The following is a 12,691-nucleotide window of genomic DNA, read 5'->3' on the forward strand; positions in this document are numbered from 1 at the left end:
GTCGGCCTGGGGGCGCCCCCCCGGCCGCGGAACGACGGCCGTACCGTCCAAACCCCCCCCACGCGGAGGTTACGGCACCACACCGCGCGCGCAGCACTCCTGCTCGCGCGCCGAGAACGCCCGGTCGGGCGCGGCGGGGAGCCTGATGAGGGCCGCGTCCGACCGGGTTCCGCCCGGCCGCATCCGGCGGTCGGCGGCGCCGGGCCTGCCGGACCGACCGGGGGCGTCGGTGCCGGCAGGCCCGCGCGCGTCCGGGGCTCAGCCGGGTGCGGGCCCCCCGGACGCGGGGCCGGGCCCCTCGGACGGCAGCCGGCGCGGGCCGGGGCCGTCGGCGCCGAGCGTATCGCCCGGGTTGAGCACCCGGCAGCGGCGCAGCGACAGGCAGCCGCAGCCGATGCAGCCGGTCAGTTCGCGCTCCAGCCGCTCGATCTCCCGGCGCCGGGCCGCGAGCAGCGCCGCCCAGCGGCGCGAGATCCGCTCCCAGTCGCGTTTGTCCGGCATCCGGTCGGCGGGCAGGCCCGCGAACACCTCGGCCACCTCGGACAGCGGGACGCCGAGCCGTTTGGCGACCAGGATCAGCGACAGCCGGCGCAGCACGTACCGGTGGTAGCGGCGCTGGTTGCCGGAGGTCCGCTCGGAGGCGATCAGCCCCTGCTCCTCGTAGAACCGCACCGCGGAGGTGGCCAGGCCGGTCCGTTCGGCGACCTGGCCGACGGTCAGCAGATCGGCCGGGCGGGGTCCGGAGCCCAGGCCCCCGGGAGCGGGTGCGGAGCTGCTCATCGGCATCCTTGACTTCAAGTCCTGTTGAACTACTAGCGTACCGAAGCGTGACCGACTCCTCGTCCGCCCGGACCACCACCACCCGCTCCGACCAGGGACGTCACGCTCGGGGAGCGGGTCCGGCGACGTCCTCCGGCGGCTGGGGCGAACTGTTCTCCCGGCCGTTCGCCGCCCCGGCCTCGATCCTCGCCGGGGGCGTCGCGCTGTACGCGATGAACCTCTACTTCACCGCCGCCCTGCTGCCCTCGATCGTCGAGGACATCGGCGGGGCCCGCTACTACGCGTGGGTGGCGACCGGCTTCCTGATCGCCGCGGTGGTCTCCGCGATGCTGGTCAGCCGGCTGCTGGCCCGGCTCGGGCCCTCGCGCGCCTATCTGACCGGGTTCCTGGTGTTCGCCGGCGGCGCCGGGCTGACCGCGCTCAGCCCGTCGATGGAGGCGCTGATCGTCGGCCGGGTCGTCCAGGGTCTGGGCGGCGGGCTGATGGCCGGCCTCGGCTACGCGGTGATCCGCACCGCGCTGCCGGAACGGCTGTGGACCAGGGCGGCCGGGCTGGTGTCCGCGATGTGGGGCGTGGGCACGCTGGTGGGCCCCTCGCTGGGCGGGCTCCTCGCCGGGCTGGGCCTGTGGCGCGGGGCGTACGCGCTGCTGCTGGCGGCGGCCGTGGTGCTGGCCGTGCTCGCCCGGCGCTCATTGCCGGGCCCGTCCGGAACCGGGCGCCCGGCCGAGCCGCTGCCACTGGCCCCGCTGCTGCTGCTGACCCTCGCGGCGGCCGTCTTCAGCGTCAGTTCGACGGTGCCGCGCGGCTGGGCGACGGTGCTCTGCGTCGTGCTGGGCCTGGCGCTGCTGGCCGGCTTCGTGCTGGCCGAGCGCGGCGGCGCGGCGACCGTCCTGCCGAAGCTCACCTACCGGCGCGGCAACCACCTGAAGTGGATCTACCTGACCGTCGCGGTGTACTGCGCCGGCGTGATGACCGAGACCTTCATCCCGCTGTTCGGCCAGGAGCTGGGCGGACTGAGCCCGCTGGCGGCCGGGTTCCTGGGCGCGACGGTGTCGGCGGGCTGGACGGGCGCGCAGCTGTTCAGCGTCGGCCTGGCCTCGGAGCGGGCCCGGGCGCTGGCGGTCCGGCTCGGCCCGGCGGTGCTCACGGCGGGCCTGCTGGCGTACGGCCTGCTGCAGACCGGGTCGGCGTCCGGGGCGCGGGTGCTGCTGTGGGCGCTGGTGCTGGTCGCGGGTGGCACGGGCATCGGCGTCGCCTTCCCGCACCTGAGCGTCACGGCGATGCGCAGCACCGACGACGAGGCGGAGGGCGCCAAGGCCGCGGCCGGGCTCAACACCACCCAGCTGATCGCCTTCTCGGTGAGCTCGGCGCTGGCCGGGACGCTGGTGAACGCGGGCGGGGACTCGACCCTGGACGGGGCCCGGTACCTCGTCCTCGGGTTCGGGGCGCTGACCGTGTTCGGCACCGTGACCGCGGCGATGAGCCTGCGGCGCCCGGGCGCGCGCTGAGCGGCGTGCGCCGAGGGGTGCGTGTGAGGGGTGCGCGTGAGGGGCGTGCGCCGAGGCGGACGCGCGGACGCCCCGGCCTCCGAGGGGAGGGCCGGGGCGTCCGTTCCTTCCGTGGTCCCTGTCTTCCACGGGGGGACCCGGTGCTCAGGACACCGGGGGTGCGGGGGGCGTCAGGACGCGGGGCCGACCCGGACGGTGGTGATCCGTCCGCCCTGGGCCTCGCGGACCACCTCGATCCGGGTGTTGGTGTCCGGCACGTTCACCGCGAGCTGCGGGGTGGCCGGGTCCCGGTAGACACCGGTGCGGTCGTTGAAGACCGGGACGGCCGGCTTGGACTCGATCCGCACCGGGACGCCCGCCCTGTGCAGGGTGAAGGCGGTGGTCGGCTTGAGCGAGAAGGTCGCGTCGTAGGTCTGCGCCCGGCCGTTGACCAGGGTGCCGTCGGCGAACCGGATCGGCGCCGGGCGGGCGTCGATCGGCAGGATCAGACCGCCGCCGGGGTGGTCCTTGGTGTTGTTGTCGCCGTAGGCGGTGTCCCAGAGCCAGATGAGCACGCCCTCCTGGTACGGGTAGGTGTCGACGATGTCCTTCTTGCCGTCGACGCCGGTGTAGCCGAAGTTGTACGGGCCGGTCTTCAGGAACGCTCCGTAGCCGGCGTAACGGCGGTTCTCCACCAGGTAGGCGCGCGGGTGCTGCTGGACGTGGGTGCGGCCGGTGATGACCGTGAAGCCGGTGGCGACCCAGCCGGCCGTGCCGTTCTCGGCGCCGTCGGCGAACAGCTCGGTGCCGCCGGCGGTGATCCGCACCGCGTCGACCAGCACGCCCTTGCCGTGGGTGTTGTTGTCCGAGGTGACGTGGAAGCGGAGCCTGACGTTCTTCCCGGCGTAGCCGTCCAGCGGGATGTGCAGCTGCCGGTAGGCGCCGGACGTGCCGCTCAGGCCGGGGACGTTGGCGCTGGTGCTGCCGATCGGGGCGCCGTCCACGGTGCCGGGCAGGGCCGTCCAGCGCTTGCCGCCGTCGGTCGAGGCCTCGACGGTCAGGAAGTCGTAGTCCTGCTCGACGTCGTACCAGACCGCCGCGTCGAGGGCGGCCGGGCCGCCGACCGCGGTGAGGTCGACGTCACGGGCCAGCGCGTTGTCCAGGTCGTCGCCGGTCCCGCTCCACCACTGCCGGGCGCCCTCGCGGGGGTCGGCGAGGTCGGTGCTGGTGGTGCTGTCCGGCAGGTGGACCAGGACGGCCTGCGCCTGGTCGGTGTTGTAGCCGCTGACGCCGAGGGCGTGGCTGGAGCGGGTGGCGGCCTGCGCCTCGTCGTAGTCGAGCCAGCCGAACTGCAGCTTGCTCCAGGCGTCGAGGTCGCCGGGGTAGCCGCCGGTGGTGTTCTTCCCCTTGCCCAGGTACGAGCCGGAGGACATCAGCGACCAGAAGTTGACGCTGTTGTCGCCGCCGTTGGTGCTGTAGAGGTCGGGCAGGCCGAGGTTGTGGCCGAACTCGTGGGCGAACAGGCCGACGCCGCTGTTCTCGCCGGCCTGGACGTAGTCGTAGACGTACAGGCCGGTGTCGCCGACCGGCGCGCCGCCGATCCGGTTGCCCTCCGGGCCGACCTGGCCGGTGGGGTCGGGGAAGGTCCAGCTGCGGTGCGCCCAGAGCGCGTCGGCGCCCTGCGTGCCGCCGCCCCAGGTCTCGTCGACGCCCGCGTGCACCACGACGACGTTGTCGAGGTAGCCGTCGGGCTGGGCGAACTCGCCGTCCTTGTCGTGGTCGTAGCGGTCGTAGACGTCGTACTGGGCCAGCTCGGCCTTCACGTCGGCGGCCGTGCGGCCCGCGGCGAGCTGGCTGTCGTACCAGGCCTTGACGGCGTCCCGGATGAACTCCTGGCCCTGGGTCCAGGCGCCGGAGCCCTGCGGGCCCTTGTTGGAGCCGTACCGGGCCTCGTTCCAGGGCAGGGTGACCCAGTCGCTGACGGTGCCCTCGATGTCGTAGCGGCCGGAGGACTGGGTGCGGTAGTAGTTGCGCATCGAGACCGCGCCGGGCGTGTCGTCGAAGAACATCTGCTGGTAGTACTGCCGGCTGAAGTCCTGGTTCCAGAGCGTGTGGTTGTCGCTCCTGCCGGGCTTCGGAATGGCGTTGTGCTGCGGCCCGGGGGTGCCGCCGTAGCGGGGCTGGCCGTTGTGGAGCGTGGTGGTGTCCACCTGGTCGCCGAACTGGGCGAGGATGACGAAGACCTTGTCCTTGCGCTGCTGGGCGAGCTGGACGTAGTCGTTGCCGATCCGCACCTTGGCGGGTGCCCGGCGGCCGGCGCTCTTCGCCACGGCGCCCTTGTTGACCTGTTCCAGGGCCTTGGTGCGCAGCGACTGGCGCTCGCGCTCCTGCGGGGCGAGCGGGGCGGGCGGGGCTTCGAGGCCGCCGGCCTCGGCGCCGGAGCCGCTCTCGGCGGTGAGGGCGGGCGCGGGGGAGGGGGTGGCGGCCTGGGCGGGGGAGCCGAGGAGGGTGGCCGCTATCGCGCTCGTGGTGAGCGCGGCCGCGAACGCCGCGGACAGTCTGCGCAACTGACCGGTCCTTTCCGGACGGGGGTGGTCGGGTGAGCGCAGGTAATATTTCACATGTCATGGGTCACGCGGAAGACTTCGGACGTCCCGGCCCCGCAACGCCGGCCGTCCCGGCCCCGTGACGACGCCGGACCCCCGTGCCCCGCAACGCCGGACGCCGCACGGCCCGGGTGGGGCCGTGCGGCGCTCGGAAGGTGGGGCGGGGTCGGCCGGTCAGCCCAGGGAGGCCCGCAGGAAGGCGAGTTCGGCCTGCGCCAGCTGCTCGTTCACACCGCCCGGGGTCATGTGGGTGATCCCGGGCAGGGCCAGCAGGCTGTGCGGGCGGCCGGCCCTGGTGAGCGCCTGGGAGAGCAGCAGGGTGTGCGAGGGGTGCACGTTGTCGTCGGCCAGGCCGTGGATCAGCAGCAGCGGCCGGGTCAGTGACGGCGCGTCGTCCAGCAGGCAGTCGGCCGCGTAGCCCTCCGGGTTCGCCTGCGGCAGGTCGAGGTAGCGCTCGGTGTACGCGGTGTCGTAGAGCCGGAAGTCGGTGGGCGGGGCGCCCGCGCAGGCCGCGTGGAAGACGTCCGGGCGGCGCAGCACGGCCATTGCCGCGAAGTAGCCGCCGTAGGACCAGCCGCGCACGCCGACCCGGCCGAGGTCGAGGTCGGGGTGCGCGGCGCCGAGTGCGAGCAGCGCGTCCACCTGGTCGTCCAGTGCCACCTGGGACATCCGGCGGAAGATGGTCCGGGTGAAGGCGGGGGAGACGAACGGGGTGCCGCCGTTGTCGACGGTGACCACCGCGAAGCCCTGGTCGGCCCACCACTGCTTGAGCTGCCAGCGGCGCGGCTCGTTGGCCACCGCCTGGTAGCCGGGGCCGCCGTAGACGTCGAGCAGCACGGGCAGCCGGCGGCCGGGCACGTGTCCGCGCGGGTAGACCACGGCGCTCGGCAGGGCGCGCTCGGTGACCCGGGCCAGCTGCGGGCGGACCCGGTGGGGCAGCGCGGCCGAGCGGTCCGCCAGGGCGGTGACGCCCTGCGGGGTGAGGGCCTCGCGGCGCACGCCGTCCGGGCCGGCCGAGGTGAGCAGCAGGGTCTCGCCGACGGCCAGGGCGCTGTGCACGCCGGGGCCCTCGGAGATCCGCTCGGGCGCGCCGCCGTCCGGGTCGACCAGGTGCACGTGCTGGTCGAACGGGTCGCCCTCGCCGGTCTCGCAGAGCAGCTTCCCGCGCAGCCGGCCGACCACCCGGCGGATCTGCAGACCGGTGGTGTCCAGCGGCTTGCCGTCCAGCGCCAGGCCGCGGGCCTCGGGGGTGTCGAGCACGGTGAGCAGCCGGCCGTCGTCCAGCCGGGCGGGGGTGCCGGGCAGGTCGTCGACCCAGAACGCGTCGGTGGTGCGGGAGAGTTCGGTGGTGGTGCCGGTGGCCGGGTCGGCGCTCAGCAGCAGGACGTTCTGCTGCAGCCGGTCGGCGACGGTGAGCAGCAGCTCCTCGTCGCCGGCCCACTCGGCGGCGCACAGGTAGGGGAAGGCGGCGGTGTCCCAGGCGAGTTCGACCCGCGTGCCGTCCAGGCCGAGCACCCAGAGCCGGACCTTGGCGTTGGGGCCGCCGGCCTGCGGGTAGGCGAACTGCTCGGGGGCCTGCTCGGGGTGGGCCGGGTCGGCGAAGTGGCGCGGCGGGAGGGCGGACTCGTCCACCCGGGCGGCCAGCACGGCGCCGCCGTCCGGGCGCCACCAGTGGCCGCGGTGGCGGCCCAGCTCCTCGGCGGCGGCGAACTCGGCGACGCCCCAGCGGGCGCCGTCGTCCGGGCTGAGCCGCTGGCGGCCGGGGACGTCGGCGGAGGCGACGTACAGGGCGTCGTCGGCGACGTAGGCGACGAGTTCGCCGGTCGTGTTGGGGCGGGGGTCGAAGGCCGGGCCGGCGGTGGGGATCTCGGTGCTGCGGCCGGTGGCGGTCTCGGTGCGGAAGAGCCGGCCGTCCAGGGCGAAGACGGCGACGGCGAGGTCGGGGGTGGCGGCGTAGGTGCCGATGCCGGCGGCGGTGAGCCGGCTCCGCTCCCGCAGCCGGCGTTCGACGGCGGGCAGGGCGTCGGTCGCGCCGGTGCGGCCGGGGGCGAGCGCGGTGGGGTCGGCGACCTCGCGCTCCTCGCCGGTGGCGAGGTCGAGGAGGTGCAGGCGGTCGAACGCGTCCTCGGGGCCGCTGGAGCGGAGCAGCAGCAGGCGGGTACCGTCCTGGTGGAGCGAGATCGCTCGCGGGGCACCGAAGCCGAAGCGGCCGGTCCGGGCGCTGAGGGAGAGGTAGGAGTCGGTGATGGTCACCGCCCGATGGTCGCCGCGGGAACGGCTCGCCGACCAGTGGAACGACATGTGAAATGTCACACATCACGTGATCCAGGTAACAGGAGGAGCGCATGACCGAGGCCCCGCGGACCGCCGGACCGCCCGAGCCGCTGGCCGGCACCGAGACGCTGTTCTCGCTGGACCCGGCGGTGGTCCACCTCAACCACGGCTCCTTCGGGGCCGTCCCCGTCCCCGTCCAGCAGCTCCAGCGGCGGCTGCACGAGGAGCAGGAGGCCGACCCCGACGGCTTCTTCGCCGACCTGCCCGCCCGCGTCGCCGGCGCCCGGGCCCGGATCGCCGCCGCCCTCGGCACCGAGCCGGACCTGCTCGCCCTGGTGCCCAACGTGACCGACGCGATCGCCGTCACCCTGGCCAATGTGCCGCTCTCCGCCGGGGACCAGGTGCTGGTCACCGACCACGGCTACGGCACGGTCACCGAGGCCGTCCGGCGGCGCGCCGAGGACGCCGGCGCCGAGCTGCGCACGGTGGCGCTGCCGCTGGACCTGCCCGACGGGGAGGCGGTGCGCGAGCGGGTGCTCGCCGCGGTCACCGACCGCACCGTGCTCGCCGTCCTGGACGGCATCACCTCGCCGACCGCCCGCCGGGTCGCCACCCCGGACCTGCTGCACGCCCTGCGCGGGCGCGGGGTGACCACCGTGGTGGACGCCGCGCACGAGCCCGGCATGCTGGCCGGGCCGGTCCCCGCGGAGGCCGACTTCTGGTTCGGCAACCTGCACAAGTGGGCCTTCGCCCCGAGGGCCACCGGCGTCCTGGTGGTCCGCCCGGAGTGGGCCGGCAAGATCCGCCCGCTGATCCTCTCCTGGGAGGACCACCAGGGCTACCCGGCCTCCGTGGAGTGGCGCGGCACCCTGGACTACACGCCCTACCTGGCCGCCCCGGCGGGTCTGGACCTGCTGGAGGCGTTCGGCCCGGGAGCGGTGCGCGCCCACAACGAGCGGCTCGCCGGGTACGGCGCCGCGCTGGTCGCCGAGCGGGTGGGGCTGGCGCCGCTGCCCGCCTCGGCGGGGCTGTCGATGCGCGCGCTGCGGCTGCCGCCCGGGGTCGCCGAGACGCTGCCGCAGGCGCAGGAGCTGATGGCCGCGATGTGGCGGCGGCACGCCGTGCGGACGGTGGCGCGCCCGTGGCCGGGCGGCGGGGTGCTGCGGGTGTGCGCGCAGCTGTACAACCGGGCGCCCGAGTACGAGGTGCTGGCGGCCGGGCTGGCCGGGCTGCTGGCGTAGCGGCCCGCGCGGCGCGGTGCGCCCCCCGTGGCCGGGGTCCGGCCGGCGCCGCCGCGGGCTCAGTCCGCGGCGGCGCGCAGCTCGGCGAGCAGCACGTGCTGGTCCGCGATGAGACCGGTGAGGATCCGCCGCGCCGCCCGCAGCAGATCGGCGACGTCCCCGCCGGCCAGCGCGTAGACCACCGTGCTGCCCTCGCGGGTGGCGGTGACGATGCCGGACCGGCGCAGCACCGCGAGCTGCTGCGAGAGGCGGGAGGGCTCGACCTCCAGCTCCGCCAACAGGTCGCGCACGGGCGTCGGGCCGGCCTGCAGCAGCTCCAGGACCCGGATCCGGACGGGATGGCCGAGCATCCGGAAGAACTCGGCCTTGGCCTGGTACAGCACGACCGCCACGGCGTTCCCTCCCTGTTCCCCTCCCCGGGGGCGTCCCCGGCCGTCAGATCTCCAGCGCGGTCTCGATCCGCTTCAGCTGGTGGCGGGCCATCGCGAGGTTGGCGCGGGCGCGGTTGAGCGCGAGGAAGAGGAACAGCCCCCGGCCGCTCTGGGTGGTCAGCGGCCGGAGCAGGTGGTACTGGCTGGTCAGGCTGACCAGGATGTCCTCGATCTCGTTGTCGAGCAGGTTGAGGTGCTCCATCGCGCGCATCTTGGCCCGCACCACGTCGGTGTTCCCGGCGGCGGCGACATTGAGGTCCAGTTCGCCGCCGTCACCGAGGGTGCCGAGAGCCATCCCGCTGCTGTAGTCGACCAGGGCGACGCCGATCGCGCCCTCGATGGCCATGGCCTCCTTGAGCGAGGTCTCCAGGTTCGCCATCGTCCGCTCCTCCCGTGGGCCCGGTGGGGATCACCGGGGCGTGGCACCGAATGTAGGCAGGCCGCACGGCGTGTCACCACGGATGACCGGAGTCGTCCGAAGCCGGTCGTTTCGTGATCGCTTGAAGACATTTGCAACTATGGATGTGAGAGAGAAGCGATCCCTTGCCCGGAAAAAACGGTGCTATCGATGTCAGTCCCGCCGGGTAACCTCTCGCTGAGATGCGAGATCACACCACCGACCCCCGCGACCCCCGGACGGCGATGAACACCCCTGAGCGCGCGCCCCTCGACGGCCGGGAGCCCTCCGACGAGCGGGAGCTCAGCCCCGCGGAGGCCTTCGCCGCCTCCCGTCGCCGGGCCAAGGAACAGGCCACCGCCCTCCACGGCTTCCAACAGCTCTACGACTTCCCGCTGGACGACTTCCAGCTGGAGGCCTGCCGGGCGCTGGAGAACGGCGAAGGCGTCCTGGTCGCCGCGCCCACCGGCTCCGGCAAGACCATCGTCGGCGAGTTCGCCGTCCACCTCGCCCTCCAGGGCGGGCGCAAGTGCTTCTACACCACGCCGATCAAGGCGCTGTCGAACCAGAAGTACGGGGACCTCGTCAGGCGCTACGGCGCCGCCAAGGTCGGCCTGCTCACCGGCGACAACTCCGTCAACGGCGACGCCCCGGTCGTGGTGATGACCACCGAGGTGCTCCGCAACATGCTCTACGCGGGCTCCAGCACCCTCGACGGCCTCGGCTACGTGGTCATGGACGAGGTCCACTACCTCGCCGACCGCTTCCGCGGCGCCGTCTGGGAGGAGGTCATCATCCACCTCCCCGAGTCCGTCACCCTCGTCTCGCTCTCCGCGACCGTCTCCAACGCCGAGGAGTTCGGCGACTGGCTGGACACCGTCCGCGGCGGCACCCGCGTCATCGTCTCCGAGCACCGGCCCGTCCCGCTCTGGCAGCACGTGATGGCCGGCAACCGGATGTACGACCTGTTCGCCAGCCCCGACCGCGACGGCCGGCCCAAGGGCAGCCTCCGCAACCCCGGCAAGGCCGTCAACCCCGAACTGGTGCGCCTCGCCCGCAGCGAACTCGACCGCAACCCGCGCGACCGCTTCGGCCGCGGCCGGGGGCGCTCCATGCCCAACGGCCGCCCCGGCCGGGTCTGGACCCCGGGCCGCGTCGACGTCATCGACCGGCTCGACGCCGAGGGCCTGCTGCCCGCCATCACCTTCATCTTCAGCCGGGCCGGCTGCGAGGCCGCCGTCCAGCAGTGCCTCTCCTCCGGCCTGCGCCTCAACAAGGACGGCGACCGCGCCCGGGTCCGCGCCATCGTCGAGGAGCGCTGCGCCGACATCCCCGACGAGGACCTGCACGTCCTCGGCTACTTCGAGTGGCTGGACGGGCTGGAGCGCGGCATCGCCGCCCACCACGCCGGCATGCTGCCGCGGTTCAAGGAGGTCGTGGAGGAGCTGTTCGTGAAGGGCCTGGTCAAGGCCGTCTTCGCGACCGAGACCCTGGCCCTGGGCATCAACATGCCGGCGCGCTCCGTCGTCATGGAGAAGCTCGTCAAGTGGAACGGCGAGACCCACGCCGACATCACTCCCGGCGAGTACACCCAGCTCACCGGCCGGGCCGGGCGGCGCGGCATCGACATCGAGGGCCACGCCGTGGTGCTCTGGCAGCGCGGCCTCGACCCGGAGGCACTGGCCGGCCTCGCCGGCACCCGCACCTACCCGCTGAAGTCCTCGTTCCGGCCGTCCTACAACATGGCCGTCAACCTGGTCTCCCAGTTCGGCCGGCACCGCTCGCGCGAACTGCTGGAGACCTCCTTCGCGCAGTTCCAGGCCGACCGCTCGGTGGTCGGCATCGCCCGCCAGGTCCAGCGCAACGAGGAGGGCCTGGACGGCTACCGCGCGTCCATGACCTGCCACCTCGGCGACTTCGAGGAGTACATGGCGCTGCGCCGGCAGCTCAAGGACCGGGAGAACGAACTCGCCCGCGAGGGCAGCAGCCAGCGCCGCGCCGCCGCCGCCGAGTCCATCGAGCAGCTCAAGCCCGGCGACGTCATCCACGTGCCGACCGGCAAGTTCGCCGGCCTCGCCCTCGTCCTCGACCCCGGTCTGCCGCCCGTCAACCGCTCCCCGCGCGGCGGCCCGCGCCACCCTGACTACCAGGACGGGCCGCGCCCGGTGGTGCTCACCGCCGAACGGCAGGTCAAGCGGCTCGCGATGATCGACTTCCCGCACCCCGTCGCCGCGATCGAGCGGGTGCGGATCCCCAAGTCCTTCAACCCGCGCAGCCCGCAGTCCCGCCGCGACCTCGCCTCCGCCCTGCGCACCAAGGCCGGCCACCTGGAGCCCGAGCGCTTCAGGCGCGGCCGCGCGGCCGCCGCCGACGACCCCGAGATCAGCCGGCTGCGCACCACGCTGCGCCAGCACCCCTGCCACGGCTGCGACCAGCGCGAGGACCACGCCCGCTGGTCCGAGCGCTACCACCGGCTGCACCGCGACACCGAGCTGCTGGAACGCAAGATGCGCTCCCGCACGCACACCATCGCCCGCACCTTCGACCGGGTCTGCGGGCTGCTCACCGACCTCGGCTACCTCAGCGGCGACACCGTCACCGACGACGGCAAGCGGCTCGGCCGGCTCTACGGCGAACTCGACCTGCTCGCCTCCGAGTGCATCCGCGAAGGCGTCTGGAGCGGCCTCGCCGCCGCCGAACTCGCCGCCTGCGCCTCCGCGCTGGTCTACGAGGCCCGTCAGTCCGACGACGCCACCGCCCCCCGGGTGCCCGAGGGCGCGGCGAAGGAGGCCCTCGGCCAGATGGTCCGCATCTGGGGCCACCTCGACGCCCTGGAGGAGCAGCACCGCATCAACACCGCCGAGGGCGTCGGCCAGCGCGAACCCGACCTCGGCTTCGCCTGGGCCGCCTACCGCTGGGCCCTCGGCCACTCCCTGGACTCCGTCCTGCGCGACGCCGACATGCCGGCCGGCGACTTCGTCCGCTGGACGAAGCAGCTGATCGACGTCCTCGGCCAGATCCAGGACGCCGCCGGCGAGGACGCCGACCTCCGCAAGACCGCCCGCAAGGCCGTCGACGGCCTGCGCCGCGGCATCATCGCCTACTCCTCCGTCAGCTGACCCACCCCGAGCCACCCGGCCGAGCGGACCGGCCGACTTCCCACTGGTGTCGGGCGCGCGTGGAGCAGGAAGTCGGCGGGTCCGGCTTCCTGCTCCCGAGCCGCCGGATCGCGTGTGGCTTCTGCCGGAGCTCTTGGAGTGGGAGGTCGGATCGGCCGATCTCCCACTCCGCGGCTGCCCCGTCCGGCCGGAGCGTGGGCACCCTGCTGGTGTTGGGCGCGCGTGGAGTAGGAAGTCGGCGGGTCCGACTTCCTACTCCCCAGCCGGGGGATCGCGTGTGGCTTCTGCCGGAGCCCTTGGAGTGGGAGGTCGGATCGGCCGATCTCCCACTCCGCGGCTGCCCCGTCCGGCCGGAG

8 protein-coding genes are annotated in these 12,691 nt (G+C 74.1%); 3 read left to right on the forward strand and 5 right to left on the reverse strand.

Annotated features, from left to right (window positions below; translation table 11 throughout):
* Window positions 1–258: 258 nt before the first annotated feature.
* Window positions 259–780: a redox-sensitive transcriptional activator SoxR gene (gene soxR / locus ACFXAM_RS25150; RefSeq protein WP_380294497.1), complete on the reverse strand. Its 522-nt coding sequence runs from the start codon at window positions 778–780 to the stop codon at window positions 259–261.
* A gap of 47 nt (window positions 781–827) precedes the next feature.
* Between soxR and ACFXAM_RS25155 the strand changes: the two genes are divergently transcribed.
* Window positions 828–2,288, forward strand: coding sequence for an MFS transporter (locus ACFXAM_RS25155; RefSeq protein ID WP_380294498.1), 1,461 nt, complete (start codon window positions 828–830; stop codon window positions 2,286–2,288).
* A gap of 170 nt (window positions 2,289–2,458) precedes the next feature.
* Here the strand turns inward: ACFXAM_RS25155 and ACFXAM_RS25160 are convergent, their stop codons facing one another.
* Both ACFXAM_RS25160 and ACFXAM_RS25165 read right to left on the reverse strand, forming a co-directional pair.
* Window positions 2,459–4,834, reverse strand: a complete 2,376-nt coding sequence (locus ACFXAM_RS25160; RefSeq protein ID WP_380294499.1) for an immune inhibitor A domain-containing protein — start codon at window positions 4,832–4,834, stop codon at window positions 2,459–2,461.
* 213 nt (window positions 4,835–5,047) lie between these two features.
* The gene (locus ACFXAM_RS25165; protein ID WP_380294500.1) at window positions 5,048–7,126 is read right to left on the reverse strand and encodes a prolyl oligopeptidase family serine peptidase; all 2,079 of its coding nucleotides are present in this window, start codon (window positions 7,124–7,126) and stop codon (window positions 5,048–5,050) included.
* Window positions 7,127–7,218: 92 nt separating this feature from the next.
* Here ACFXAM_RS25165 and ACFXAM_RS25170 point away from each other — a divergent pair, with 92 nt between their 5' ends.
* Window positions 7,219–8,388, forward strand: coding sequence for an aminotransferase class V-fold PLP-dependent enzyme (locus ACFXAM_RS25170; RefSeq protein WP_380294501.1), 1,170 nt, complete (start codon window positions 7,219–7,221; stop codon window positions 8,386–8,388).
* A gap of 59 nt (window positions 8,389–8,447) precedes the next feature.
* Here the strand turns inward: ACFXAM_RS25170 and ACFXAM_RS25175 are convergent, their stop codons facing one another.
* Together ACFXAM_RS25175 and ACFXAM_RS25180 are read right to left on the reverse strand one after the other, a co-directional pair.
* Complete coding sequence (locus ACFXAM_RS25175; RefSeq protein ID WP_380294502.1) at window positions 8,448–8,780, reverse strand: ArsR/SmtB family transcription factor; 333 nt, start codon at window positions 8,778–8,780, stop codon at window positions 8,448–8,450.
* 43 nt (window positions 8,781–8,823) lie between these two features.
* Window positions 8,824–9,198 (reverse strand): hypothetical protein, encoded by a 375-nt coding sequence (locus tag ACFXAM_RS25180; protein ID WP_380294503.1) that lies wholly within the window; start codon window positions 9,196–9,198, stop codon window positions 8,824–8,826.
* Between the two features lie 263 nt (window positions 9,199–9,461).
* Between ACFXAM_RS25180 and ACFXAM_RS25185 the strand changes: the two genes are divergently transcribed.
* Entirely contained in the window at window positions 9,462–12,335 is a 2,874-nt protein-coding gene (locus ACFXAM_RS25185) for a DEAD/DEAH box helicase (protein WP_380294516.1), read from the forward strand.
* Window positions 12,336–12,691: the final 356 nt, after the last annotated feature.

This window comes from Kitasatospora sp. NPDC059462 (assembly GCF_042749955.1).
Taxonomy (GTDB): Bacteria; Actinomycetota; Actinomycetes; order Streptomycetales; family Streptomycetaceae; genus Kitasatospora.

Coding starts and splice junctions, on each gene's coding strand:
- soxR (WP_380294497.1), bottom strand. CDS start 780: ATGAGCAGCTCCGCACCCGCTCCCGGGGGCCTGGGCTCCGGACCCCGC.
- ACFXAM_RS25170 (WP_380294501.1), top strand. CDS start 7,219: ATGACCGAGGCCCCGCGGACCGCCGGACCGCCCGAGCCGCTGGCCGGC.
- ACFXAM_RS25180 (WP_380294503.1), bottom strand. CDS start 9,198: ATGGCGAACCTGGAGACCTCGCTCAAGGAGGCCATGGCCATCGAGGGC.
- ACFXAM_RS25185 (WP_380294516.1), top strand. CDS start 9,462: ATGAACACCCCTGAGCGCGCGCCCCTCGACGGCCGGGAGCCCTCCGAC.